25 protein-coding genes and 1 riboswitch are annotated in these 26,506 nt (G+C 62.9%); of the genes, 14 read left to right on the forward strand and 11 right to left on the reverse strand.

Annotated features, from left to right (window positions below; translation table 11 throughout):
* Positions 1–65: 65 nt before the first annotated feature.
* The 5 genes from CH290_RS16345 to CH290_RS16365 all read right to left on the reverse strand — a co-directional run bounded on the left by CH290_RS16345 (position 66) and on the right by CH290_RS16365 (position 2,731).
* Positions 66–446: a hypothetical protein gene (locus tag CH290_RS16345; protein ID WP_033187852.1), complete on the reverse strand. Its 381-nt coding sequence runs from the start codon at positions 444–446 to the stop codon at positions 66–68.
* A gap of 8 nt (positions 447–454) precedes the next feature.
* Positions 455–976: a DUF3558 family protein gene (locus CH290_RS16350; RefSeq protein ID WP_249277811.1), complete on the reverse strand. Its 522-nt coding sequence runs from the start codon at positions 974–976 to the stop codon at positions 455–457.
* Between the two features lie 332 nt (positions 977–1,308).
* Positions 1,309–1,689, reverse strand: coding sequence for a hypothetical protein (locus CH290_RS16355; RefSeq protein ID WP_033187853.1), 381 nt, complete (start codon positions 1,687–1,689; stop codon positions 1,309–1,311).
* A gap of 8 nt (positions 1,690–1,697) precedes the next feature.
* Positions 1,698–2,219: a DUF3558 family protein gene (locus tag CH290_RS16360; protein WP_230620830.1), complete on the reverse strand. Its 522-nt coding sequence runs from the start codon at positions 2,217–2,219 to the stop codon at positions 1,698–1,700.
* An 80-nt stretch (positions 2,220–2,299) separates the two neighbouring features.
* Positions 2,300–2,731, reverse strand: coding sequence for a hypothetical protein (locus CH290_RS16365; protein ID WP_033187854.1), 432 nt, complete (start codon positions 2,729–2,731; stop codon positions 2,300–2,302).
* 29 nt (positions 2,732–2,760) lie between these two features.
* A riboswitch (SAM riboswitch) is annotated at positions 2,761–2,881 on the reverse strand.
* Positions 2,882–3,279: 398 nt separating this feature from the next.
* On the opposite strand from CH290_RS16365, the gene CH290_RS16370 reads away from it, so the two are divergent.
* The 7 genes from CH290_RS16370 to CH290_RS16400 all read left to right on the forward strand — a co-directional run bounded on the left by CH290_RS16370 (position 3,280) and on the right by CH290_RS16400 (position 10,855).
* Complete coding sequence (locus tag CH290_RS16370) at positions 3,280–4,389, forward strand: ABC transporter permease (protein ID WP_033187856.1); 1,110 nt, start codon at positions 3,280–3,282, stop codon at positions 4,387–4,389.
* Between the two features lie 7 nt (positions 4,390–4,396).
* Complete coding sequence (locus tag CH290_RS16375) at positions 4,397–5,245, forward strand: ABC transporter permease (protein ID WP_033187857.1); 849 nt, start codon at positions 4,397–4,399, stop codon at positions 5,243–5,245.
* A gap of 32 nt (positions 5,246–5,277) precedes the next feature.
* Entirely contained in the window at positions 5,278–6,912 is a 1,635-nt protein-coding gene (locus tag CH290_RS16380; RefSeq protein WP_033187858.1) for an ABC transporter substrate-binding protein, read from the forward strand.
* A 9-nt stretch (positions 6,913–6,921) separates the two neighbouring features.
* Positions 6,922–7,800, forward strand: a complete 879-nt coding sequence (locus tag CH290_RS16385; RefSeq protein ID WP_019666762.1) for an ABC transporter ATP-binding protein — start codon at positions 6,922–6,924, stop codon at positions 7,798–7,800.
* Positions 7,797–8,585 carry an ABC transporter ATP-binding protein gene (locus tag CH290_RS16390; RefSeq protein WP_033187859.1) on the forward strand — a complete coding sequence of 263 codons (789 nt, stop codon included), beginning with the start codon at positions 7,797–7,799 and terminating at the stop codon, positions 8,583–8,585. The genes CH290_RS16385 and CH290_RS16390 overlap by 4 nt, the downstream gene beginning before the upstream one ends.
* Before the next feature lie 24 nt (positions 8,586–8,609).
* The gene (locus tag CH290_RS16395; RefSeq protein ID WP_019666764.1) at positions 8,610–9,944 is read left to right on the forward strand and encodes an NtaA/DmoA family FMN-dependent monooxygenase; all 1,335 of its coding nucleotides are present in this window, start codon (positions 8,610–8,612) and stop codon (positions 9,942–9,944) included.
* Between the two features lie 140 nt (positions 9,945–10,084).
* On the forward strand, positions 10,085–10,855 hold the full coding sequence (locus tag CH290_RS16400) for a GntR family transcriptional regulator (protein ID WP_033187860.1): 771 nt from the start codon (positions 10,085–10,087) through the stop codon (positions 10,853–10,855).
* 92 nt (positions 10,856–10,947) lie between these two features.
* Here the strand turns inward: CH290_RS16400 and CH290_RS16405 are convergent, their stop codons facing one another.
* On the reverse strand, positions 10,948–11,550 hold the full coding sequence (locus CH290_RS16405; protein WP_033187861.1) for a DUF305 domain-containing protein: 603 nt from the start codon (positions 11,548–11,550) through the stop codon (positions 10,948–10,950).
* A gap of 74 nt (positions 11,551–11,624) precedes the next feature.
* The gene (locus CH290_RS16410; protein ID WP_033187862.1) at positions 11,625–12,029 is read right to left on the reverse strand and encodes a DUF6153 family protein; all 405 of its coding nucleotides are present in this window, start codon (positions 12,027–12,029) and stop codon (positions 11,625–11,627) included.
* Positions 12,030–12,121: 92 nt separating this feature from the next.
* Between CH290_RS16410 and CH290_RS16415 the strand changes: the two genes are divergently transcribed.
* From CH290_RS16415 to CH290_RS16440, 6 genes are all read left to right on the forward strand, one after another.
* On the forward strand, positions 12,122–14,023 hold the full coding sequence (locus tag CH290_RS16415) for a helix-turn-helix domain-containing protein (protein WP_033187863.1): 1,902 nt from the start codon (positions 12,122–12,124) through the stop codon (positions 14,021–14,023).
* Positions 14,024–14,143: 120 nt separating this feature from the next.
* The gene (locus CH290_RS16420; protein ID WP_033188002.1) at positions 14,144–15,424 is read left to right on the forward strand and encodes a hydroxymethylglutaryl-CoA reductase, degradative; all 1,281 of its coding nucleotides are present in this window, start codon (positions 14,144–14,146) and stop codon (positions 15,422–15,424) included.
* Entirely contained in the window at positions 15,421–16,386 is a 966-nt protein-coding gene (locus CH290_RS16425; RefSeq protein ID WP_033187864.1) for a hydroxymethylglutaryl-CoA lyase, read from the forward strand. The genes CH290_RS16420 and CH290_RS16425 overlap by 4 nt, the downstream gene beginning before the upstream one ends.
* A gap of 23 nt (positions 16,387–16,409) precedes the next feature.
* On the forward strand, positions 16,410–17,768 hold the full coding sequence (locus CH290_RS16430; RefSeq protein ID WP_033187865.1) for an MFS transporter: 1,359 nt from the start codon (positions 16,410–16,412) through the stop codon (positions 17,766–17,768).
* Positions 17,769–17,799: 31 nt separating this feature from the next.
* Positions 17,800–19,026, forward strand: coding sequence for a CaiB/BaiF CoA transferase family protein (locus CH290_RS16435; RefSeq protein WP_033187866.1), 1,227 nt, complete (start codon positions 17,800–17,802; stop codon positions 19,024–19,026).
* Entirely contained in the window at positions 19,026–19,838 is an 813-nt protein-coding gene (locus CH290_RS16440; protein ID WP_033187867.1) for an HTD2 family dehydratase, read from the forward strand. The genes CH290_RS16435 and CH290_RS16440 overlap by 1 nt, the downstream gene beginning before the upstream one ends.
* A gap of 40 nt (positions 19,839–19,878) precedes the next feature.
* Here the strand turns inward: CH290_RS16440 and CH290_RS16445 are convergent, their stop codons facing one another.
* The 4 genes from CH290_RS16445 to CH290_RS16460 form a co-directional block, all read right to left on the reverse strand.
* Positions 19,879–21,087 carry a Fic family protein gene (locus CH290_RS16445; protein ID WP_033187868.1) on the reverse strand — a complete coding sequence of 403 codons (1,209 nt, stop codon included), beginning with the start codon at positions 21,085–21,087 and terminating at the stop codon, positions 19,879–19,881.
* Positions 21,088–21,169: 82 nt separating this feature from the next.
* Positions 21,170–21,667, reverse strand: coding sequence for a hypothetical protein (locus CH290_RS16450; RefSeq protein WP_052082942.1), 498 nt, complete (start codon positions 21,665–21,667; stop codon positions 21,170–21,172).
* A complete protein-coding gene (locus CH290_RS16455; RefSeq protein WP_033188004.1) occupies positions 21,664–22,506 on the reverse strand; it encodes an SDR family NAD(P)-dependent oxidoreductase in 843 nt (280 codons plus the stop codon). Before CH290_RS16455 ends, CH290_RS16450 begins: the two co-directional genes overlap by 4 nt.
* A gap of 166 nt (positions 22,507–22,672) precedes the next feature.
* The gene (locus tag CH290_RS16460) at positions 22,673–23,461 is read right to left on the reverse strand and encodes a DUF4352 domain-containing protein (protein ID WP_033187869.1); all 789 of its coding nucleotides are present in this window, start codon (positions 23,459–23,461) and stop codon (positions 22,673–22,675) included.
* Positions 23,462–24,111: 650 nt separating this feature from the next.
* Here CH290_RS16460 and CH290_RS16470 point away from each other — a divergent pair.
* Positions 24,112–26,058 (forward strand): primary-amine oxidase, encoded by a 1,947-nt coding sequence (locus CH290_RS16470; protein ID WP_033187870.1) that lies wholly within the window; start codon positions 24,112–24,114, stop codon positions 26,056–26,058.
* The last annotated feature ends 448 nt before the right edge of the window (positions 26,059–26,506 follow it).

The raw sequence follows: 26,506 nt of genomic DNA on the forward strand, positions 1-26,506 counted from the left end.
GAACTGAGACCAGCAGACCAGCAGACGTAGGCACGATCAACGCCGCGTTTCCGTGCCGTCTGCCGCTACCTAGGACCCTCGGCTTGAATGCCGCCGGCGTTTGCCTCGTCCACGTCATTTGTCGAAGTGAAGAACTTGTTGAAGACAACCTTCATCTCCTCGACGACGTCGATATGACTCTGCAAAACGTCGACCATGTTGTTCTCGCCGCCTACAGCCTTTTTGGCGAAGATGTCCTGCAGTTGAAGGCCCATGTCGAAGTCACCCCAGCCGCTGACCCGAGCAAGCGCCGTGGCAGTCTCTTGATGATGCCTCAACCTCAGGATGTACTGGTCACAAGCCACAGCGCAGGCCTGGGCCGCTTCCGCATTCAAATAGAGCTGATCGTTGTCAGCAGCTACAGCTAGCGCCTGCCAGTACGTCGAAATTTCGCGCGGATTACCCATATCTCCCCCTACTTAGGCCCGGCAGGAATTGCAGATTCCAGATCGTTCACGTGCCTCAATACGACCTGGCAAGAATCCACTCCGTCCACCGTGTGATAGACCACCGTGAAAACCACGACGCCAGTGGACACCTCCAGCGCAATGCTGCAGTCGCGAACTGACTTGCCCGTCTCCGTTTTATACATGTGCGCGTCTCGTCCGCCCACCTGGAGTTCGCGCACGCTCAGGTTGCCGTCGCGAGCGCGTGCGTCTGCGATCGTGAACTTCTCACTCGATGTGACGTCCAGACCGTAGGGATAGGCGGTACCGCCTGGCGCGTGGAACACACATCGACCCCAATCCGGAATTTCGATCCCCTTGCCCCACCCCTCATCGCGATATTCCGGATCCAAGCCCGTTGCGGCGATTGCTTCCGGCGTGATGCTGCACGGATCCCAACGTTCAGCAGCCACGGGACTGCCCTCGACACCCCCACTGCATCCGGCAAGCAAAGCCAACAAAGCCACCAGCGTCGCTATTCGTGTACGCACCCGACCCCCTCGATCACGTCGATCAACAGGTTAGACGCAACGTCCATCGAAACGGTTCCAGTTCGACTCCACGCACCGCGACGACCGACCGATCAAACAGGTGTTCCACCTCCCCGATCTGCTCGCCAGCGACTGTTATACGAACCGGTTCTTCCCCCAGGCAACCCTGTCGATGAAGACGGGTGGCCGAACACTCGAGACAGATCGTCCCTCGCACACGTTGCAGCTTCTCGCACATGTTGCATCCTGTGCGAGGAACTGGAAGGTGTGCGGGAACGCAGAACAGCAGACGCGGGGGCAGGGTAGTCGCCGCGCCTCGCCACCACCTCCCGCTACCTAGGCCCGTCGACTTGAATGCCGCCGGCGTTTGCCTCGTCCACGTCATTTGTCGAAGTGAAGAACTTGTTGAAGACAACCCTCATTTCCTCGACGACGTCGATATGACTCTGCAACACGTCGACCATGTTGTTCTCGCCGCCATCGGCTTTGTCGGCGAAAACCTTCTGCAAGTGAAGTCCCATATTGAAGTCACCCCAGCCGGTAACGTTCCGAAGATCCCTCGCAGTTTTCTGATGCACCTTCAACTTTGCGATGTACTTGTCGCACGCTTCGTAGCAGGCGTGGGCAGCTTCCTCGTTCAGATACAACTGATTGTTGTCTGCAGCAACAGCCAGGGCCTTCCAATAGGTGACCGGTTCTCCAGGATTACTCATCGAGCCCCCTACTTCGGTGCGGCCGGAACCGCAGACTCCAGATCGTTGACGTGCCTCTTCACTACTTCGCAGGCATCCACGCCGTCGTCCATCTCATACAGCGCAGTGAACACCACAACGCCTGGCGGGACATCGATAGCGATCTTGCAGTCTCTGAGCGCATTACCGAACTCGGTAACGTACATGTAGGCATCGCGACCACCGATTGTTAGATCACGGCCGTCACGGTTAGAGGGGTCGGCACGGGCTTCGTCGAGCGTGTGCTCAATCGATGACATCACGCTCAGTCCGTAAGGCGAATTCGCGCCCCCTGGAGCGCTGAACACGCACCGCGCCCAGTCCGGAACCTCGATACCGCGACCCCATCCTTCCTGACGGGTGGAGTTGTCCAACCCAGTTGCGTCCACCGCTTCTGGGGTGATGCTGCACGGATCCCAGCGCTCAGCGGCGACGGGACTGCCTTCGACACCCCCACTGCATCCGGCAAGCAAAGCCAACAAAGCCACCAGCGTCGCTATTCGTGTACGCACCCGACCCCCTCGATCACGTCGATCAACAGGTTAGACGCAATGACCATCGAAACGGTTCCGCTTCACCGCAGCGCGGTGACCTACAGGTCGGCCGGTCGTGCGAGGGATCTGACGGTCGACTCGGATGCTCGATATCCGGCCTCGTACATCCATGGCCAGTCGGCGAAGTCTTCCGGGTCGACGACGAGGGACTCGATCCCGCCGTTGCCGAGCCGTTTCGCCGGGTGAAACGGGAAGTACTCGATCAGGTACTCACGCTGAAGGCTTTGGCGAAAGATCAGCCACGTCTCCGGGGTGAAGCCAACGGCTTCCGCTCTTTTGGCGAGATCGATCCACGCGACGATGTTGGTGTAGCCGCCGTCGAGGATGTGTTGCCTCGTCGCGATCATCGCGAAGGTCCCGTACCAGACCGGCGGGTAGTCGAGCAGGGTCCGGCACCACCGTCGTCTGCGTTCCGGCGGGATCGGGTTCCACTTCGCCTGTGCCTCAGCAAGTCCGAATGGTTCAGACATGATTCACCTCGTCCCGGAGGTTCGGTACCTTCATCGACTTGCTCGCCGACGGTCGTCGGTCGAGCCGGTTCTTCCCCTGGGGCACCCCTGTCGATGGAGACGGGGTTGCCGGACAGTCGGCCAGGTACCGCGTGACTGTCACTCTTGAACCTGCATACGACGATACTCGCCTCGGTCGTCGACGCTCGACCACGTCTGCCGACCGAAGCACGTTCTGGACGCGTGGGCAGCCGTTACACCCGTCGCCCGATCGTCGGCCGCACCAATCAATGACCAACCTTCGGCTGCTGGAAGCTCGGCGGAGGTTCGATCTGGTTCCACGAGTGTTCGTTGTGCGAGCCCAGTCACAATCGGATTCCGTCCGAGTGGCGCAATGACAAGCTCCGGGACCTCGAGCTGGGTGGACGCGTGACCGACAGCTTGCGCAAAAGACGCTTTACCCCGGAGCACGCAGATGGAAACAGTCGACCACGAAGCTGGTCGCTGTACCTCACAAGCTGCATTCTCATCCGCCGGATCGGCGAACGCCCATGAAAGGAGGCCGCCCTATGCCGCCCACCGCACTCGCTACCGACGTCCAGGAGCTCGACGAACCTCCAGTGCCATCCGCCTCCGGGTGGCGTGATCGCGTTGCGGCACAGAGATGGTGGTTCACGCGAGTCCTCATGTTGCCGGTACAACTGGTGTTGTTCGCCGTTGCGGCGTTCTTTCTCGTGCTGCTGATACCTGGGGATCCGATCACCATCATGACCGGGGGCAGGCTGTCCGACGCCGACTATGCCGCCGTGCGAACGCAACTCGGCTTCGACCGAAGCATTCCCACTCAGCTCTGTACCTTCCTGACCGGTCTGGTGCACCTGGACTTCGGAACGTCGATCACCACGGGCCGCCCATTGTCGGAGGACTTCGCGGTCCGCATACCGCAGACTCTGGAACTCATCGTGCTGGGCGTCGTCGGCGCAACAGTGTGCTCGCTCGTCATCTCGTACGTCGCTGTCGTCTATCGCCGCACCTGGATCTCCAAAATCATTGTCGGATATGCCCGTTCAGCCGGAGCTCTGCCGGAATTCGTGCTGGGTGTAGCGGCTGTGTTCATCTTCTACGCAACGTTGCAGTGGTCGCCTGCCCCGTCCGGCCGGCTGGACTTCGCATTCTCCGATCCTCCCCGTGTGACGGGTTTTCCGTTGGTCGATGCGGCCATCGGTGGCGATCCGGCACTGTTCGGTTCTGCCGTCGCCCATTTGATTCTCCCGGTCCTCGTGATGATCGTCGCCCATTCCGCGATTCTGACGAAGACACTCGTCAACAGCTTGGCAGACGCCATCGACGCCGCCCCCACCCGGTTCCGGATCGCCTCGGGTGCTCCCCAACGCACCGTCGTGTACTCGATTTACCGTCGCGCGATGCCGGCCATGATCGCCATGCTCGGCACCCTGTTCGGCTACATGATCGGCGGGGCCGTGGTGCTCGAGTCGTTGTTCGGGTTGGGCGGTATGGGGCAATACGCGGTCGACGCGGTCAACTCCGCCGACATCATCGCGTTGCGTGGCTTCCTGGTCGTCATTGCGGCGATGTCACTGACGGTGTTTCTCGTGGCGGATCTGCTCACCATGAGCGTTGACATCCGCCGTCGTCCCAGCTACTCGAAGGGCGCGTGATCCTGTCATGAGCGTCGCACCAAGCACCACTGTCGACACACCGAAATCTGCACACTTCAGACGGTGGTACGCCGCCGTTCCCTTCGGGGTGATCGTCGTGATCGCCCTCGTCGGACCGTGGTTGACTCCCCATGACGACACCACCGTCGTCGGCGCTCCGTCGACCGGCCCCAGCGGTCAGTTCTGGTTCGGCACCGACACCAACGGCATGGATGTGTTCTCGAGGGTCCTGTCCGCAACCAGACTCGACGTGGGTGTCGGCCTCGTGGTCACCGTGGCTGCCACAACGATCGCTCTGATCATCGGACTTCTTGCCGGCATGAACGAACATCGTCGCGGACCAGGCGGAATGTTGGCCCGGGCGAGCGCACGCACCGTGGACATGGTGCAGGCCATTCCCGCCATGGTGGCCGGTCTCGTACTGCTCTCGTTCTTCGGGCGTACCGTTCCGACGTTGATCATCGCGCTCACGATCATCCTGATTCCCATGCAGGCCAGGCTCGTTCGCACCGAGGTACTGCGCGTGCGGTCCGAGGCCTACATCGACGCAGCCCGGATGTCCGGACTGCACGAGGTGCGCATTCTGGTCCGCCACGTGCTCCCCAACTCCGCGTCGTCGGCCCTGGAGAACACCTCGGCCATCTTCGGTATCGCAATCATCTTTTGCGCCGGGCTGGGCTTTCTGGGCGTGGGCGTACCCCCTCCCACTCCCGAATGGGGCTCGATGCTCGCCAGCGGAGCCACCGACGCAGCCGTCGGCCGCTGGTGGTCCGCCCTCTTCCCTGCACTCGCCCTCGGTATCACCGTCGCTGCCGCCGCCGGAGCAACCAAAGCGCTCTTCTCGCACTCCGACTGACCCCCAACTTCGTCCGAAAGGCACACCAGCGCATGAGATCCACCCGACGCACTTCACGGCTGATCGCGGGCATCGCCGCCGCGACCGCGTCCGCCGCTCTTCTCACGGCCTGCGGTGGTTCCGCAGGCTCCAGCTCTGCTGCGGATCAGCTCGTCATCGTCACCGGCGCACAGACCAACTCCTACGCCCAGGACGTCAACGGCACCGGTTACGAGAACGCCGAGTACTTCATGAACTCGAACGCAACCCTCGTCCGCAACCCCTACGTGGCCGGCACCGACGGTTTGGCCGATCACCAGGATCTGTACGACTTCGAGGGACTGCTGGCGGAGAGTTACGAGGTCAGTGACGACCAGCTGACCTACACCTTCCACCTCGACCCCGACGCTCGCAGCCAGGCCGGCAATCCGCTGACCGCCGAGGATGTCTTGTACTCGTACGAGCGCAAATTCGCCGTACCCACCTCGATCGCGCCGTTCGTCAACGCTCCGATCATCACCGATCCCGCGACACAGGTCGCCGCGCTCGACGACGCTACCGTCACGTTCACCGTCGACAAGCCCGGTTACGGCTTCACCCTGCTCTCGCTGTTGTCGAGCACCAGCGGTGCCATCTACGATTCCGCGGTCTTGAAGGAGCACGCCTCCGACGCAGACCCTTATGCGGCACAGTGGTCGGCGACCAACGGCAACTGGGGCTTCGGCGCCTACCGGCTGGACTCGATCAAGCCCGGCGAGGAAATGATCTACACCGCCAACGAGGGCTACGTTCTCGGCAAACCGGCGGTGGAGCGCATCGTCCAGCGTGTCGTGGCCGATCCCGGCACTCGTGCCAACCTTCTGCGAAACGGGGACGCACAGATCGCAGCGCAACTGCGCCCAGCCGACCAGGCAGATCTGGCCGGCAACCCGGACGTGCAGATGTTCGACACCGACACCAACGCCTTCACGTACATGCCGATGACGACGACGATGGCGCCGTTCGACAACGTCGACGTCCGTCGCGCGATGACCTTCGCCATTCCGTACGACCAGATCATCGGCGACACCTACCGCGGCCGAGCAGGCAAGGTTGCCGGACTGCTCAACCCCAACGCACCCGGATACGACGGCAGTGGTCTCGCACCGTTCGTCTACGACCCGGTACGTTCCAAGGAGATCCTGGCCGGCGCCGGAATCACCAGCCCGGTTCCGTTCACCCTGACGGTCAACAACAGCACTCCCGACCTGATGGAAGCCGCCACACAGATCCAGACAGCGGCCGCCGCAGCAGGTTTCGACATCACCATCGACGCGCTACCGTCCGCCGCCTACAACGAGGGCCTCGCCGCCAAGACGTTCCAGGCGTCGCTGGGCCGCGATTATTCCGTCGTCCAGTCGCCCCCGTACGGCCTGCTTCTGTTCTACACCGCCGGTTCGCCCATCAACTGGCCGAACTGGGAGAACCAGGCGTTCTACGACGCAGTCGATGCCGGTGTCGAGGCCGGCGATCCGCTCAGCCCCGAAGCCGGTGCACAGTGGAACGCTGCGCAGCGCATCGTCCAGGACCAGGTGCCGACAGTCTGGATGAACTCGGTGCAGCCATTGAATGCCTTCAGCGCCTCGGTGAACGGATACAAGTTCCGCACGGACAACACCATCGACTACTCGCAACTCGAGATGGAGTGACCGATCGACATGAGCATTCTCCAAGCATCCGACCGTGCCGCCACTGAATCGACCGATTCCGTTGCGCCCCCTGCCCTGTCCGTACGGAATGTGACCGTCCGCTACCGCGGATCATCAACTGCGGCAGTCGACGACGTCAGCCTCGATATCGCCCCAGGGGAACGTATCGCGGTAGTCGGTGAATCCGGTTCGGGAAAGACCACGTTGGGCCTCGCGGTAGCCGGGTTTCTCGACGAAACCACGCAGGTGTCGGCAACCACGCTCGCGATCGCCGGCAACTCGGTGCTGGATCGGAAGCATCGTCGGATTCCGAGGCGGACACCGGGTTTGTCGATGATCTTTCAGGATGCGATGACATCTCTCGATCCCGTGTTCACCATCGGCAGCCAGATCGCCGCGGTGTTGCGCGGCGCTGGAGTACCTCGCAAGGAGGTCCGAGAGCGCAGCCGCCACTGGCTCAGCCGCGTCGGTCTGACCGACACGGCCCGAGTTCTCGCGGCCCATCCGCGGGAACTGTCCGGAGGAATGCGGCAACGCGCGATGATCGCCATCGCGCTGGCCGGATCACCGCGACTGCTGATCGCCGACGAGCCCACCAGCGCGTTGGATGCCGCGCTGGCTCGTTCGACGATGCAGTTACTGGTGGAGCTGTCCTCGTCGAACGATGCCGCGCTGCTCATGATCAGCCATGACATCGCGCTGTGCAGGGAGTTCTCCGACCGCACCGTCGTGATGTACCACGGGGTGGCCGTCGAGCAGATCGCGTCGGCCGATCTCGACACCAAGGCACAACACCCTTACACCCAGGGACTGGTGCGGTGCGTTCCGACGCTGGCCAGTGCGGAGCTCGAAGAGCTTCCGACGTTGGATTGGGAGCCGGCCGCATGAGCGCGCCGCAGCTGGTCGTCGACGCAGTCACCAAAAAGTACGGTCCAGCGAGGGGACCTAGCGCCGTCTCGAACGTCTCGCTCACCGTCGAGCCGGGTGAACTCCTCGGAATCGTCGGTGAATCCGGTTCCGGCAAGTCCACCCTGGGAAAGATGCTCGCAGGCTTGGAAACGCCGACGAGCGGTGAGATCACCTGGGACGGATCGAATCTCAAACAGGCGCTCGCAAGCCGCAGTGGCCGCACCCGGTACCGCAGAGTCGTACAGCTCATCGCACAGGACACAACGTCGTCGTTCGATCCACGGCACACCATTCGAGAATCGCTGAGGGTGCCGGCCCAAGTTCTCGGTGGACTCGATCGCAAGGCCGCCGACGCCGCCGTCGACCGCATCGTGGTGCAGATGGGACTGCCTGTCGAGACGGCCGATCGGACTGCCTCACGGTTGTCGGGTGGACAACGCCAACGGATGGCGATCGCGCGGGCACTGATCGTCTCACCGCAGATGTTGATCTGCGACGAGGTGGTCAGCGCTCTCGACGTCTCGGTCCAAGGCTCGGTGCTGAACCTGCTCAAACGCTACTGCCGTGAGACCGGCGCCGGGCTCGTCTTCATCTCCCACGGCCTTCCGGCCACTGCATTCATCACCGACACTCTGGCAGTCATGTCGGCCGGGAAGATCGTCGAGTGCGGTTCCACTGCAACGGTTCTCGCTGAGCCAGCTCACCCGTACACCAACGAACTCGTCCACGCGTATTCAGCGGGCACTGTCCCCGCACTTTCCTGATCACACGAACGAAAGGCACACCTCATGTTTCACCTCGGTTGGTTCCTCGGAAACGGCTTCGGCATTCAAGCATGGAACCCGGCGGGCGGCGACGGCCCCTTCGTCGGAAGCAACATGCGCGACTGGATGAAGCCGGACATCTACGTCGATCTCGCCGCGTCGCTCGAGCGGGCGGGCTTCGATTACATACTCATCGAGGACACCGCGATGGTCGAAGACAGTTTCGCCGGCTCGGCGGACACCTCTCTCCGACGCGGTTTCATGGCCCCCAAGAACGATCCGATGCCTTTGGTGCCGTTGATGACTCAGCGGACCAAGCATATCGGCGTCATTCCCACGGTCTCGACGATTCAGTACCCTCCGTACCTCGCTGCCCGTCTGTACAACACGCTCGATCATCTCACCGAGGGACGAGTGGGTATGAACGTGGTGACCTCGGTGACGGACCGGGTCGCCCAGAACTACGGTCACGACCAGCATTTCGATCACGACGAGCGTTATCTCATGGCGCAGGAGTGGATCGACGTGGTGCGGCAACTCCAGAACACGTGGGATCGCGATGCCATCGTCGGTGACGACGTGAACGGCATCTACGCCGACCACACCAAGGTCCACCCGATCAATTTCGAGGGCAAGTATTTTCGTTCGCGCGGACCGCTGAACACCATTCCCGGTCCGCAGCGCGAGATCCCGATTGCGTCGGCAGGCGGTTCGCCTCCCGGGCGCGATCTCGCGGCCAGGTTCGACGACACGATGCTCGCCATGTGTAAAACGGTCGAAGACATGAAGGCGTACCGCGTCGACATGCACCGACGGATGTTGCTCGCCGGACGCAAGCCCACCGACATCAAACTTCTCTACCTCGCCACGCCGATCGTCGCGGCGACGGATGCCGAGGCCCAGGATCGTGCGGAGGCCCTGCGTCAGTTCCGATACACCGACCCGGCCGTCGAGTACAACCTGTGGAACATGACGTACACCAGTGGCGGCCGCATCGACTTCGGTGCGTTCGATCTCGACACACCGGTCGAGGAGATCGATCTGTCGAAGGGGAACGGCGAGCAATCATCGCTGGCGAACCTGTTCCAGGACAGTGCCGGGAAGACACTGCGCGAGATAGCCGGGTCGTCGTTCCAGATCACCGACCTCGGACTCGTGGGCAGCCCCGACACCGTGGCTGGGAAAATGGAAGAGATCATGGACGAGGTAGGCGGCGACGGATTCCTGATCTACTCCCCCACCACTCGTATCAGCATCGCGGAGATCGCCGACGGCCTCGCGCCTGCATTGCGTAAGCGCGGACTCATTCGAGACGGCTACGACTACTCGACGCTGCGCGAGAACCTGCTCGAATTCTGACCCGAGCGGCACACTTCACATTTCACCGACGCTGTGAGGTGCCTGCTCCGCACGGTGCGGAGCAGGCACTGGGCCTACGCTCGAGAACAACCAAAGTTCGACATCGACTCGAACTTCGACAGTTGCCGAAAGGACCACCGGTGACATCTACCGAACTTTCTCCCTCCGCAACCGGGCATCCCCGCTCGACCGGTGGATCCGCCGGCGGCCGGCAGACGTTCTCACGCCGAGTGCACGACCTACTGTTGGCCTCTGTCCGATCCGGGTTGTTCGTCGAGGACCAAAAGCTCGTCGAGGACCATCTGATCAACGCGTTCGACGCCTCCCGCAACGCGGTGCGCGAGGCATTGCGCCAGCTCGCGGAGGTGGGAGTGGTCGAACGGCATCCCCGCAGCGGCACCATCGTGGTGCGGACCGGGGTACAGATGCACCTGGCCAATGTGGACATCCTGGGCGGCTCGTCGGAACGGGTCGAACTCGAGATCACCGAACAACGCATGGTCCCGAGCACCCCGCTGATGCGCGTTCGCCTCGCGACCACCGACGCCCGGGTGCGCATGATCGAGAACACTTTCTCCCTCGGTTCCGAGGTCATCGGAGTTCGGACCGCGTACTTCCGCGCACACTTCAATGCCACGAGCTATACCGGATCCGTCGAAATGCGGAACGTAGTCGAGCAGTTCTTCGGCAGCACCGTGGCGAAAATCAGTACGACGGTCGGATCGAGCATCGGCGATGCCCGCACCAACCGTCTGCTGGGAATCACCCCGGGCTCAGCGGTGCTGTCTCGACAACAGACCTTCTTCGACCCGGAAGATCGGCCGATTCAGACCACCTTCGACAACTACCGTGCCGACCGGGTCACGTTCTCCTCGGAACACTCCCCGGACTGGGCAATGCCCGGTGCATAGCCGGCCGCGTCGCGGTCGATGACACGCAGCGAAGGGCCGCATCCCCGTCGAGGTGAATGAGGATGCGGCCCTTCGTTGGACAGAACTTCAGATCAGCCCAGCAGTTGCTGCATGGTGTCGATTTCCTGCTGCTGCGTGTCGACGATCGTGCGGGCCATCTGCTGCGCGTCCTGGTTGGATCCGTTCGCGATCTCGGCTTGCGCCATCTCGATCGCACCGGTGTGGTGAGCGATCATCATCGTCAACCACTGCCGATCGAACTCCGCACCCGTCAGGCCGGCCAAGATATCCATGTCCTGCTGGGTCATCATGCCCGTGCCCGAGCCATGATCCATCCCGCCCATGGTGCCCATGTCCCCCGAGGGTGCGGGCTGATCCCACTCGGCCAGCCAGCTCGTCAGCTGGTCCATCTCGGGTTGTTGCGCGGCAGCGATCGCCGACGCCAACGCCTGCACGTCCGGGTTGTCGCTACGGCCTTGCACCATCTCTGCCATCTCGACTGCCTGTGCGTGATGCGGGTACATCATCCGCGCGAACATCACGTCGGCATCGTTGAACTCAGCCGACGCACTCGACGACATCGTCTCCGTCGACTGCCCGTCCATCGACGAATCAGTCGAGGTGTCACTACAGCCGCTCAGCAGGAACGCGCCGACGGTGGCAGCGGCGATCGAGGCGGCAATCTTGGTATGCATGTGAAACTCCTTGCAAGAGTGAGTAGAACAGGGAATCGGATCCGCCGGTAGACGCTCGTCGACCGGGCTCCCTGTCACACTCGCAAGATCACCGATTTGTCCAACTCCCACAATGTCCACGGAGGAGCTCGCTCCTGAGTCGAGTCGACGCGCATGTGGCGCCACTCCGTCGATAGCGGTGACAGGTCGATCTCACCGCTCGTCACCGGGTCGGTCAGCGCAGACCACGACGCAGTGGTGCCCATGCAGGGGTGCATCATCTGATGCGCCGACGGGCAGTCGTGCTCGCCGAATGCGACCGGAACCGAGCCGTCGACGGCATCCGACGCCACCATCGAGTGATGATCGCCGACCATCGATCCAGACGCCGCCGACATAACTGGCGTCACAGAATGCATCAGCAGCACCCCGAACACCACCAGGGCAATCAGAAGTCCCGTCGAGGCCGCGCCTCGTCCACGGAAGCCGACTGACTGCATGCCATCGACGATAGCAACATATACCCCCAGGGGGTAGCGTCGCTGGTCTCGTGGTGCACCCCACGGACCGGCAGCTGGTTAGTCTCGAACCCATGACACCTGCCGACAACTCCGCGAAGGTTGTCGAAGCGCTGACCGACGACATCGGTGACACCGAGCTCGACGCGCGCCTCGCCGAGCTCGGTGTCGATGCCGCAACACGGGCGTCAGCACTGCTGCGCTCCCGTGCGATGCGAGAGGAGGTCAGTCGGCTTCGCCGGCGAGAGCACGAGCTGGGCACCCTGTTCGCCAGCGCCCGCGACTTGGCAGAAGTGCGCGACATCGACGGACTGCTCGAACGCCTGGTCTCGCGTGCGCACGACATGATGGGTAGCGACGTCACGTACCTGTCCGAGTTCGACTCGGGCACTCGGGACCTCCACGTTCGCAAGACGATCGGATCCGTCACCCCTCAGTTTCGACGCCTTCGAGTTCCGGCCGGCATGGGGCTAGCCAGCCGGATCGCCGATTCGCGCAGCGCGCAATGGGTTCAGCGTTACAGCGAGTACGACGAGGGTACGCACGACACCGACATCGACGACGCCGTTCACGGCGAAGGCATCGTGTCGATCCTCGGCGTGCCGATGCTCTCCGACGGCCGTGTTCTCGGCGTGTTGTTCTCCGCCACACGTCAGGAACATGTCTTCGCGCCGGAGCAGATCGCGATGCTGTCCGCGCTGGCCGACCACGCGTCGATCGTGCTGCAGACTGCGAACACGCTGGCGCAGCTTCGAGCGTCGGAAGAGGAGGCCCGCACTGCACTTCGCACGTTGACCGAGCACGTCGCCGTGCGCGACCGTTCCAACACCGTGCATCAGGAATTGGTGCAGGCTGTGCTCGTCGGCGGCGGATTCGGCCAAGTGGCAACCACATTGGCGCGGGCGCTGGGACGCTACGTCACCATCGTCGATGCCGATCTGCGCATTTTGGCGTCGTCGGAGGAGTCAGCGCACATCTCGGCCATCGTCAGCATGGGAAGCGCCGCCCACCGGGCGGTGGAACAGAGCCGCGCGACCGGTCATTGCTCCTACGTCGACAGTACGTCGTCGGACATCCAGGTCGTCGCTGCGGTCACGGCCGGCGAGTTGTATTTCGGCGCGGTCCTACTCAGCCCGGGCGAGCTGGAACTCGGTCCTGTCGACGACCGCACCATCGAACGCGCCGCCCAGGTGGCGGCTTTGCTCACCCTGCAGCAGAACGCCGTCGCCGACGCCGACCAACGTGTTCGACACGAGATCATCGCCGACGTTCTGGACCCGTCGCCCGAACGTCGCCGCGATCTCGACCGTCGTGCTCGCGCTCATGGCGTCGACTCCTCCACCCTGGACACGGTTCTCGTCATCACCACGTCTCGATCGCGTAGTACCGCAACGTCACTCGTTGCCCAGCACTTTCGGAACGGATTGGTCAGCGAGTACTCGGATGTACTGGTCGCGGTGATCCACAGTTCCGACCGCATCGCCAGCGCGACCGAGGTGCGACGCATCCTCCTCAGCGGCGGTGTGCCGGATGTCCGTGTCATCGTGCCCCCGCCCGCACCGTCGGTCGATGTCCTGTCGGACAGATTCGACGTCGCACACCGAACTGCTCGACTGCTCGACGCACTCGGCATCGACGACGGTGTCGTCACAACCGAGTCGTTCCACCCCTACATGGTGATGTTCGGGTCGGATCCGGAGGCCGTGCACTCGTTCATCGACCACACGATCGGGTCGGTGATCACCTACGACGCCGAACACGGGACGGACCTCGTCGCGACGCTGCGCGCATTCGTGCGCAACGAGTCGAGTCCGACCAAGACCGCTCGTGCGTTGAGCTATCACACGAACACGATCCTGCAGAGACTGGAGCGACTCCGTCTGCTGTTGGGCGACGGCTGGCGGGACGACGAAGCGCTGTTCCGTATTTCCACTGCAGTCCGGCTGGACGCCCTGAGAGCCGCGCGCCTGCGATAGCTGTGTGCTTTCAGCACATTGATAGTCCGGATCGATGGGTCAATGACACATATCGCACGTCACACCATGCCCCGTAGCGTTCGAGTTCGATACATCACAGACGAACGCGTGGAGGATGAAGTGCCCGTCAGCAGCCGAATTCCAGGTTTCAAAGACTTGTCGCCGCTGGAGCGTCGCCGCGTCGTCGCCGAGCGCACCGACCTGCCGGAGACCGCGCTCGAGCCGCTGGATCCTGCGGCGGGCCTGTCCGTCGAGCAGGCCGATCACATGGTCGAGAACGTCGTAGGCATCCTCGGCATCCCCGTCGGCATCGCCACGAACGTCATGGTGAACGACAGTGAATACCTCGTTCCGATGGCGACCGAGGAGCCGTCCGTAGTCGCGGCCGCCAGCAACGCCTCCCGCATGACCCGTCCGCACGGTGGATTCTTCGTCTCCCACACCGGGCCGGTCATGCAGGCGCAGATTCAGTTGCTCGACGTGCAGGACCCCGAGGCAGCTCGTCTGCGCATCCTCGAAGCGCGCGAGGAGATCCTCGAACTGTCCAACGCTCAGGATCCGACGCTGGTGAAGTTCGGCGGTGGTGCTCGCGGTCTCACCGTCCGTGTCCTGCCCACCCGTACCGGAGTGCACGTCGTCGTGCACATCGTCGTAGACGTTCGAGATGCCATGGGCGCCAACGCCGCCAACACGATGGCCGAGGCGATTGCACCACGCGTGGCCACCATTGCGGGCGGCAGGCCACTGCTGCGCATCCTGACCAACAAGGCAGACCAGCGCATCGTCCGGGCTCGCGCAATCTTCGACCGCGACCTACTGGGCGGCGAGGAGGTCGTGGACAATATCGTTCATGCGTCGGCCTTCGCCGAGGCGGATCCCTACCGAGCAGCAACACACAACAAAGGCATCATGAACGGCATCAGCGCCGTCGTACTCGCGACGGGCAACGACACCCGAGCCGTCGAGGCGGGCTGCCACTCCCATGCGGTCGGTGCAGACGGCCGCTACACCGCCCTGTCCCACTTCGAGAAGACAGCCGACGGGCACCTGTCCGGAACGCTGGAGGTTCCCATGGCGGTCGGCCTCGTCGGCGGCGCGACGAAAGCGCATCCGGTGGCCAGGACCTCGATCGAGATCCTGGGCGTCACGTCCGCGACCGAGTTGGCCGAAGTCATCGTCGCGGTAGGGCTGGCTCAGAACCTCGGCGCGTGCCGCGCATTGTCGGCCGAGGGAATCCAGCAGGGCCACATGCGGCTTCACGCCCGCACCATTGCCGTCACCGCAGGGGCGACGGCCGCCGAGCTGGACAACGTCGTCCAGCGGCTCATCGGGGACCGCTCGATCCGCGTCGAGCACGCCGAGAAGGTGCTGGGCGAGCTCCGAAACGGCAGCTTGGTATGAGCCTTCCCCGTCCCGACGTGCACCGCGACTCGGCACTGCCGAACTCGGTCCGCGTCTACGAAGTCGGCCCACGTGACGGTCTCCAAGCCGAGACGACGATGGTCCCGACGGCAACGAAGGCCGAATTCTGTCGTCGACTCGTCGCCGCGGGCATCACAAACCTCGAGCTGACGAGCTTCGTCTCCCCGCGCTGGGTGCCGCAACTCGCCGACGCCGAGGAATTGATGGCGAGTCTGGAATTACCGTCGTCGATCCGGCAGATCGTACTGGCGCCCAACGCACGCGGCCTCGATCGTGCTCTGTCCGCCGGTGCCACCGAGATCGCCGTCTTCGTCAGTGCCACCGAAACTTTCGCGGCCAAGAACCTCGGAACAACCGTCGCCGACGCCTTGACGTCGGCCTCCACCGTCGTCGAGGGTGCTACTGCAGGTGGTGCCGCGACGCGCGGTTACATCTCGATGTGCTTCGGTGATCCGTGGGAAGGCGCCGTCGCCGTCGAACGCGTCGCCGATATCGCGGAAAGCCTGATTCAGATGGGCGTCGGGACGCTGTCACTCGGTGACACCATCGGTGTCGCGACACCCGGTCACGTCCATGCAGTCCTGAATGCTGTTCTTGCACGGGGTATCTCCGTAGACCGAGTGGCGATGCATCTGCACGACACCTACGGTCAAGCCCTCGCCAACGTTTACGCGTCGCTGACGGCCGGTGTCACCGAGTTCGACTCGTCGGCCGGGGGCCTCGGCCGGTGCCCCTACGCCAAGGGCGCTACCGGCAACCTCGCCACCGAGGACTTGCTCTGGATGCTCGACGGCCTCGGCATCGAGACCGGCATCGATCTACATGCACTTGCCGAAGTTTCCGACTGGCTTGCCTCCACGATGGGGCGGCCCAGTGACTCTTCCGTCGTGCGAGCGTTGTCCGCAGCGCGCGCCGATCACGCACTCTCCCCCACCCGCTGATCTCAGCCCCCGAAGGAAGCAACATGTCGAACACACCGAACCTCCCCGAGGTCGACACCAAGACCAAGAAGGAACGTCGCCACGCCGTCATCGGCAGCTCGGTCGGCACCATCATCGAGTGGTACGACTTCACTCTTTACGGCCTCGCATCGGCTCTGGTGTTCGCACCGCTGTTCTTCCCCGGCGCGGGCAGTTTCGCCGGAATGCTCGGTGCCTTCGCGGCGTTCGCGGTCGGGTTCGGTGCTCGGCCCATCGGTGGTCTGATCTTCGCGCACTACGGCGATCGCGTCGGACGCAAGATGACATTGCTGGTCACACTGATGATGATGGGTATCGCGACGACGTTCATCGGTCTGCTACCCACCGCCGATTCGATCGGCATCTGGGCACCGATTCTGCTGATCGTCCTCCGCATCTTCCAGGGTGCGGGAGCCGGTGCGGAGTTCGCCGGTGCCATGACGATGGCCAGCGAATCCTCCGATCCTCAGCGCCGCGCCTACACTGCGGGCTTCCCGGGCGCGTCGGTCTATCTCGGAATGGCTCTGGCTACCACCACGTTCGCACTACTGACGTTGCTGCCGGACGAGCAATTCCTCGCCTGGGGCTGGCGAATCCCGTTCGTCGCGAGCGCAGTGATCGTCGCGTTCGCACTGTACTTCCGGCTGCGGGTCAGCGAGACAGCCGCATTCGAGGAAGCCGCCAAGGACGGCGCAGTGCAGAACTCGCCGCTCTCCGGTGCCGTGAAGAATCACTGGCGCATCCTCATCTGCGGCATGGCGCTGTTCACGTTCACCTTGCCGTGGGTCTACATCGTCCAGACCTTCTCGGTCTCCTACGTCACCGGCACACTGACCGTCGATCCCACAGCGGCTCTGGTCGCGCTGATCATCGCCGAGCTCCTCACCATCCCGACGACCCTGTACTTCGGTAAGCTCGCTGACCGCATCGGCCGCAAGCCGGTGCTTCTCGGTGCGGCAGTGTTCGGCATCGTGCTCGCGTTCCCGCTCTTCTGGCTGTACGGCACCGAGAACATCCTGCTCGTCGGTGTCGGCTTGGTCCTCGGCCTCGCCGTCATTCAGGGCGCCACCATCGGTGTTTCCGCTGCACTGCTCGCCGAGATCTTTCCGACGAACGCCCGATGGAGTGGCATCGCCATCTCCCGTGAGATCCCCGCGGCTGCCGTCGGCGGCACGGCGCCTCTCGTCGCCACCGCACTCGTCGCTGCGTCGAGCGGAAGCCCCTGGCTCGTGGCCGCCTACCTGATGGGCCTGAGCATCATCGGTCTCGTCGGAATCGCCTTCCTCCCCGAAACTTTGCCGTCGAAGGTGCAGGACGACACACTGGATCCCATCATGGTGGCCGACGTCGAGCCCGTCGCTTGATCTGTAGTACTGATATAGAAAGAGTAGTTCTATGACTTTCCCTCAGGTAGGCAACGCAGGATCACTGTCCGGCGTGGTGGTGCTCGATCTCTCGCACGTTCTCGCCGGTGCCTACGCAGCGCAGATGTTCGCAGACTTCGGTGCGACGGTCGTCAAGATCGAGAATCCGACGGGTCCCGATGTGGCCCGCGGGTTCCCGCCCTACATGAAGACCGAGGACGACGAATTCTCTGCGTACTACGCCCAGTACAACCGCGGCAAGCTGGGCTTGACGCTGAATCTCGGAGCTGACGAGGGCAAGGCGGTTCTGAAGGACCTGGTCGCGAAGGCCGACGTGCTGATCGAGAACTTCCGGCCGGGTACCACCAAGAAGCTGGGCATCGACTACGACACCCTCGCCGAGATCAACCCGCGGCTGGTCTACCTGGCGATCTCCGGTTACGGCCAAACCGGTACGCGCAGTTCTTATCCTGCGTTCGACAACACCGCGCAGGCTGCAGGCGGTATGTGGTCGATGAACGGTCAGCTCGGCGAGGAACCGGTGCGCGTCGGGGTCACGATCGGTGATCTCTCCGCCACCATGTTCGGCGTGATCGGTGCACTCACCGCACTTCGGCACGCCGAGCGCACAGGCCAGGGCCAGCTCGTCGACGTCGCACAGGTGGACAGCATCTTCGCGATGACGGAAACTGCCGTCGTCGATTACACCGTCGACGGCAAGACCGCCGTGCCGTCGGGAAACAAGCACGCCTGGGTGCGTCCGTACGAGCTGTTCCCCTGCGCCGATGGCCAGGTGTTCTTCGGCGGTTACACCGACCGCCTCTGGAACGCGAGTTGCGAGCTGTTCGGCACGCCGGAGGCCGCGACGGATCCCGAGATCGACACCATGCGCAAACGTTTCGACCCCGAGGTCTACGAGCGTCGCGTCAAGCCGTTGATCATCAGCTGGTTCGACGGGCGCAAGCGCTCCGAACTGGAAGATCTTGCCGGTGCCGTCATTCCGCTGACCGCGATCAAGAACATCGGCGAGGTGGTGGAGGATCCGGGCACCGCCGAGCGAGACATGATCGTAGAAGCGGATTACGGCAAATTCGGGACGCTGCGCATGTTCGGGCAGCCCATCAAACTCGGCGCGACGCCTGCCGACCCGGCCCGTCGGGCCAATTCGCTCGGTGAGCACACCGATCAGGTCCTCGCGGGTATGGCGGGGTACTCGCACGAGAAGATCTCCGAGTTGCGAGCGGGTGGGGTCGTCTGATGGCGGTGGTCCGAACCGAGTCCCTGCGAATCGCGCCTGCGGCCGCCTATCGCGGCACCTTCGCGCCCCTCGCCGCAGAACCGAAGTCGACGGGTGAGCTCCCTCCGGGTTGGGAGGGAATCTACTTTCCGTTCGACGCCGCTCTGGCCGATCTCCGCCCCGATGGCTCCCCCGCCGACGATGGCGTCCTACCTGTCATCGACCTGCCGCGACGGATGTACGCCGGTGAGGACACTGTCTTTCATCGACCCCTGGCGTACGACGACGTCGTCGAGCAGCGAGTTCAGGCCGGCGCAGTCGTCGAGAAGGAGGGTCGAGGCGGACGGCTGATGTTCGCCGATGTCGAGAGAAGTTACCTCGTCGCCGGTGAGCTTGCGATCTCGAGCGTCTGGCACGACGTGTTCCTCGAGGCTGCGAAGCCCAGTGCTGTCGCGAAGCCGCCGGCACCAGCACCCGATGCGGAGTGGGCGTGGACGGAGTCCTTGACGCTCGATTCCCGCCAGCTGTTCCGGTTCTCGGCACTGACGTTCAACACACATCTTGTGCACTACGACCGGGATTGGGCTCGCGGCATCGAGGGTCTGCAGGACCTCCTGGTCCACGGACCTTTGGTGCGGATGTTGTTGCTCGACTTCGCTGTCCGATCGCAGCCGGGGATCCAGGTCGAGAGGTTCTCGCTCCAGATGCAGGCACCGGTCTTCGTGGACGCAGAGGTTCGATTGGTCGGGCGTGAAACCGATTCGGGTAGCGAGGTTCTGGTCGTGGACGCCCAGAGCGGTGTCCTGGCCCGGGGATTGGCGACCGCGCGTTAGTGGGCGTCTCCTTGGCCGCGTGGGATTTCAGCGCAGTTCATCACCGCCCCCGACGCGTGCGCTCAGCGAAACGGTCGAGTGCATAGAGGATTTCGTCCGCTTGCCAGACGCGGTTTCGTCGCCCCTTCGAGGTCTGATGGAGAACTTCCGCGCCGACGAGTCGATCGATGGCCCGCTGAGCAGCCATGTCGCTGACACCGAATGTCCTCTGCACGAAGGGGTTGTCGATCACCGGTTGTGCAATGAGAGCGTCGAGGAGGCTCCACACAACCGATTCGCGACGCGCAACGACGTTGGCGCCGAACCGGTCTCGCACATCGGCGAGTTCGTCGACCAGCATCCTTCCGTTGGATACAGCGGCGAACGCCGCGGCATTCAACCGGCGAACGATCGGTTCGACATCGCCCTGTCGATATTCTTCGAGACTCGCAAAGTACGACGCAGTGTCGGCCAGCAGACCCGCGGACAGCGGCACTGTGACGCGTTCGACCACGTCTGCTCGACGAAGCATTGTATGTACCAACGACCTGCCGGTGCGGCCGTTGCCATCGGTGAACGGGTGGATGGTCTCGAACTGCGCGTGCGCGACGGCCACCTGAGGAAGAACGGGCAGATCAACTCTCGACGCGAACACGAAGACGTCGTCCAAACAGGCCTCGAGTCGATCGTGATGCGGCGGAACGAATGCGGCGTGGTGGGGTCCGAAATTCGAACCACCGATCCAGACCTGCTGGGTTCGCCATTGCCCGGCGTCGGGATCGCCCGCCGGCTCCATCAGTGCCCTGTGCATGGCGAGCACGGATTCGGCAGACACCGTAGAACTCGCCGCCAGTGCGGCCTCCATCGCACGCACGTTGCCGCTGACAATCGATGCGTTCCGACTGGAGGGTGAACCCAGCTCGGCCAGCGCAAGGGACCGCGCGCCGACCGTGAGGTTCTCGATCTGCGACGAGGCCGCACTCTCGGATCTGAGCAAGATCGAACTCATCGGCGCCAACTCGGTCGACGAGCCGAGACGCTGCGATGCGTACTCGTCGAATCGGACAATTTCGCGCAGCGCGTCCTCGGATTCGGCCGCGACTTCATCGGTGAGTCGGAGTTCCAGATCGGCAATCCGCGGAGGCACTGCAGCCCGGTAGTCACCTGCATGCAGCTTGCGCTGCGTCCTGGATGCAGCAGCAGACCACGATTGCCATGGCCGATCTTCGTACTCGACGGCGGCCAGGCCACTGTTCGAATCGTTGGCCATCAAACAACCATACCAAACCTTAGGTAAATATCGTTTGGTATGGAACATGATAGTCTCCCAACGGTTGACCTACTTCGGCCTCCTACGCCATGCGCCTCAGCAACGGAACCACCTCTGCTGAGATGCGGTTGCACACGGCCTGACGACGCGAACAAACAACCGGGATGATCAGTACAGCATCCGCAACGGACGCGGCTTCGATATCGGCGACGAGGCCGGCCAGCCCGCTCGACGTTCCGACGTACCGAACCGTCTTGGTTGCGCCAGTCGAGGACGAGGCCAATTCCTTTCGTGCCGTGCGTGCGTCATCGGCGATGTGCGTTTCCAACTCGAGAACGACGGCAAAACTCGCCGCATCTTCTCCCTCGGTTCCGAGTTCACGTCGTATTCGCGTGCGCATCGACTGGGCTTGACCGAGGTCGTCGGCTCGAATGACCACGGTCTTGGCCGGCGGAGATCCAGTGAGCCACACGTGGTCTTCAGCGTCCGCCGTCGCGGACGCGTCGAGGCACACATGGATTGTCGATGGCTCGTGCTCGTCCGACTCCACTCCCCACGAACTCGCCACTTGGCTGTTCATGGCTGTGACGCGGCAAACTCTGCTGCTGCAGCTACGACGTCGGTTGCGAACGTTCCGAGTGTCACCGTGGTTGCGCCGCCGTCGACCGGGATGACGGTGCCGTTGACGTAGGCCGCCATGTCGCTGGCGAGGAAGGTAGCGACCGAGGCAATGTCGTCGGGAAACCCGACTCGACGCGAGGGCTGTCCGGGTCCGAGTCGCGCGGCCAGGAAGTCCATGAATTGTTCGGATTTCGCGGGCTCGACGCCGAACGTGCGGGCCATGATGGGAGTCATGATGATTCCGGGCGCGATGGCGTTCGACCGAATCCCACTGGGGCCCAGTTCCGCGGCCGCCTGTCGCACCAGCCCTACGACGGCATGCTTGGCTGCGGTGTATCCGACAGTGCTCCACCCACCTTGAATCGCTGCAGCACTGGCCGTGGAGATGATGCTGCCTGGAGTTCCTTGGGCGATGAACCGGCGCGCAGCATGCTTGTGTCCGAGCAACACCGATCGTGTCAGGAGAGCTGCGGTGCGGTCGAATCCATCGGGATCCGCGTCGATGATCGATGATGGGTCACCCTGTGCACCAGCGTTGTTCACCATGATGTCCAGCGATCCGAAAGTATCTGCAGCCAAAGCGACTGCCGCTGCGATGTCGGACTCGGTGGTGACATCGACGTGCGCGTAGACGGCGTGCTCGCCGAGCTCTGAAGCCAGCGCAGCTCCGGCATCGTCGTCGATATCGGTGAGAACGATCTGCGCGCCCTCGTCGACGAACCGAGATGCGATACCCCGTCCGATGCCACTCGCGGCTCCGGTGATGACGGCGACTTTGCCTGAAAGAAGAGTAGACACCACGAATCCCTTGCCCGTCGAATAAGTTGCAGCACCTGACCGAGCTGACGCTAGCAACGGACGAGTGTGTCCAGTAGTCCTCGAAAGAGGACTACTGGACACACGGCCGGCCTGGTACGACGAACGGCCGGACACCGATGCGGTGCCCGGCCGAAGACGACTCAACCTATCTCAGCGCGATCTCGGCCCCACCGGAGAACATGGAGTCATGCACCTCGAGCGTCGCGGGTACCGCGTCAACGGGAATGTCGAATACGATCGTGATGTTCCGTGACAGACCGGGATTGATGTCGCCCCCGATTGCAGTTTCGGCCTCGAGATTGATCGCCGCCATTGTGTCGTTCTCGAACTCGCGTCCCTGCGTGTCGATCAGTTTCTGGTTCGAGCCGAAGTAAGTCTGCGATCGATCGGACACGTTGGTGACCGTGACGTTGACGAGAACGAACTGCCCAAGCGCATCCTTTTGCAGATACGGGTTGTCACCGAGTGTGGTTACACCTGTCTCGACGCCAGTCACGACAAACCCGAATTTGCCGTCACGCACTTCTTGGCCGATTCCTGGAGCCGACTGTTCCGGTGTCGGTGCGGAAGTAGCCGGTTCGACGGGTGCCGCCACCGCCTCGAGAGATGCGTTCGCACCAGCGGGAGGTGCGACCGCGACCGACGACGTGGATTGTGCTGTCGTGCTCGACTTGTCGTCGTCACCCCCACCTGCCATCCCAGCCACGATGAGCACTACCACGACGCCACCGACAACCCACGGCCACTTACGCTTCTTCTTCTCGGGAGGCTGCGGCTGGCCGTACGGTTGCTGGGGGTAGGACTGGCCGTGCGGCGGCTGGGCACCGTAGGGAGCCTGGGGTTGTCCGTAAGGGGCCTGCGCGAAGGGCTGAGGCTGACCGTAAGGGGCCTGCCCGGAGGGCTGGGGCTGATTGGGGTCGTGCGGAAACGTCATGGCGTCCTGGTCTCTGGTCGAAGTGGTGCTTCGTAGTTATAGGACCGGTAGGTCGGAATGTTTCAACTCTGACTTCAGATTCATTCGATCGAATGACCATGCCGCGCTCTCACCTCAGCGAGGTTCCGCACATCGACTCCGATACGTCTATCACCCGCGAGGGACTGCCAGTTAGTTAGTCCAGGTCCGAGCCCGAGTAACACACCCCTCACATGGGCTGCGAAAACCAGTAATGGTCTACCCATACCGTCGACCTAACAGACGACGGGATGGGAGTGGACAAGGGTGTGGATCAACCGGATAGCCGCAGCTCTGGCCCTGGTGTCGGCCGTTCTACACGTGGCCATGGGAGTCACCGATGTCTCCAGCGCGCTTGTTACGGCCATGGCCCTCGTGTGTGCCTACTGCGCTGTGGATCTGCTTCGATCCGGAGGCAACAGAGCATGGGTGATGGTCGCGGCCACTAGCGCCGGCATAATCCTCGCGCACTCGTCGTTCCCAGCACACCATCAGCCCGCTGGCCAGAGTTCGAACATGACGACAGCGTCAGCTGTCGCTGCCGTCGAACTGGTCCTCGCGGCCGCTGTCGTCTTCTTTCGCACCCGCAGCATTCCCCCTGAGTTACGACCCTACCCATTGCAGGAGTTCCGATGACCGATACGTTCGCGCCCGTCACCACCCACGCATTGGAACCGCTGAGTCCGCAGGAGATTTCGCAGGCGTCGGCGATCGTGATCCGCGAACAGAACCTCACATCCTCTGCACGCTTCGTCTACATCGAATTGAACGAACCGTCGAAAATGCAACTGAAGCAACTCTCTACTGACCGGCGCGCCTTCATCGTGCTGCGCGATCGCGACGCCCACGCCACCTTCGAAGCGATCGTTTCCCTCACCGAGGATGCGGTCGTCAGCTACACCGAAATCGAAGACGCCCAACCACCCATCACGCTCGAAGAGTTTCTGCAGTGCGAGGAGGTCATCAAGGCCGATCCGCGCTGGCAAGAGGCGATGATCAAGCGCGGCGTGACCGACTTCAGCCTGGCCATGGTCGACAAGTGGGCCAGCGGTCACACGACGGAGAACGACAATCCCGGCGGTCGACGCCTCGCCCGCCCTCTCACCTTCGTGCGTAGCGAAGCCCAGGAGAACGGGTACGCCCGCCCCGTGGAAAACCTCGTCGTGACAGTCGATATGGACACGATGGAAGTCGTCGACGTCGCCGACACCGGCGTCGTACCCATCCCCCAGACACCCGGAAACTACCTGCCCGGCTTCTACGAACGCCCCGGCAACGTGCCCGAGTTCGCGCAGCAGCGTGCGCCGATGAAGAAGATCGACATAACTCAACCCGACGGCCCGTCGTTCACCGTCGACGGCCATTACGTCGAGTGGGCCAATTGGCGTCTGCGCGTAGGCTTCACACCACGTGAGGGCCTCGTGCTGCACGACGTGAACTACGTCGATCGCGGTACCGTTCGTCCCGTCATCCATCGCGCGTCACTGTCCGAAATGTATGTCCCCTACGGCGATCCCGGCGACAGTCAGTGGAACAAGAACGTCTTCGACGAGGGTGAGTACGGACTCGGCGTCCTCGCCAATTCGCTTCAGCTAGGCTGCGATTGCCTCGGCGAGATCCACTACTTCGACGCGTATGTCAACGATCAGGACGGTCAGCCGATCGAGCTCCCCAACGCGATCTGCATGCACGAGGAGGACTACAGCATCGGCTGGAAGCACACGGACTTCCGCGACAACCTGGGGCAGGTCCGTCGTAATCGTCGTCTGGTCGTGTCGTTCTTCGCAACGGTCGGCAACTACGACTACGGCTTCTATTGGAACCTCTATCTCGACGGGTCTATCGAGTTCGAGATCAAGTTGACCGGCATCATCTCCACCGGCGCGATCGAGCAGGGTCAGATCCCCGAGTTCGGCACCCTCGTCGCACCAGGCCTGTACGGACCGCATCACCAGCACTTCTTCAGCGTGCGGTTGGACATGAAGGTCGACGGCGAACGCAACAATCTGTACGAGCTCGAAGCCGAGGCTGTCCCCGTCGGACCCGAGAACACGCACGGAAACGCCTGGCGTCAGACCAAGCGGCAGTTGACAAGCGAGTCGGAGGCGCAGCGCGTTGCCGATCCGCTCAAGGCCCGCACGTGGTTGATTGCGAATGCGGACAAGACGAACAAGCTCGGTGGGCACATCGGATACAAGATCGAGCCGTCGGGCGCGGTGGCTTTGCCTCTGGCACAGCCGGGTTCGCAGCAGGCGCGTCGTGGCGGCTTCGCGACCAAGCACATGTGGGCAACACCGTACACAGAGCGGGAACGCTACGCAGCAGGCGAGTACGTTGCCCAGAACCCCGGTCACGACGGGCTCGTCGCCTACACCGCGCAGGATCGATCTTTGGAGGACGCCGACCTGGTGATCTGGCCTACGATTGCTGCCCATCACGTCGTGCGACCCGAGGATTGGCCAGTCATGCCGGTCAGTCATGTGAGCCTGCACCTCAAGCCCACAGGCTTCTTCGACGGTAACCCGATGCTCGATCTAGCGCCTGAGACACCTAAGGTGGGTGGGCACTGCTGCGAGTGATCCCAGATAGAGTACCCGCCATTCATGTCAGACCGTAGTGCTTTGATCTAAGTATGGGTGGGAAAGAGCCGAAGAAGGTTACAGCGTGGATCTCCGAGTTGGGACGCGCGGTCCATGCAGCCAACGACGAAGACTGGGCTGAGGTACACGACCCGCCCAAGGGTAAGCGCCCCATTCTGTACTGCCCCGACAGCCGCGCCGGTTGCTCCAACCGCCTAATTGCGGTTCAGAAGACCAGGAAGGACGGAAGCTGCACCCGATTCTTCAGATTTGCGAGTTCAGTTCCAAGCGATCGTCGTTGTGACCATGCTTCCGTGGACGAACCAGTCGTGAAGCGCAGTTCGGGTGGTGAGTCCGACGAACACGCCTGGCTCAAAGAATATGTAGTCTCAGTTGCGGTCACTGCTGGATATAGCGGGTCGGTCGAAACCACACTCGAAGGCGGTGT

The sequence above is a fragment of the Rhodococcus sp. 06-156-4 genome (assembly GCF_002259345.1).
In the GTDB taxonomy this organism is placed as follows: Bacteria; Actinomycetota; Actinomycetes; order Mycobacteriales; family Mycobacteriaceae; genus Rhodococcoides; species Rhodococcoides fascians_E.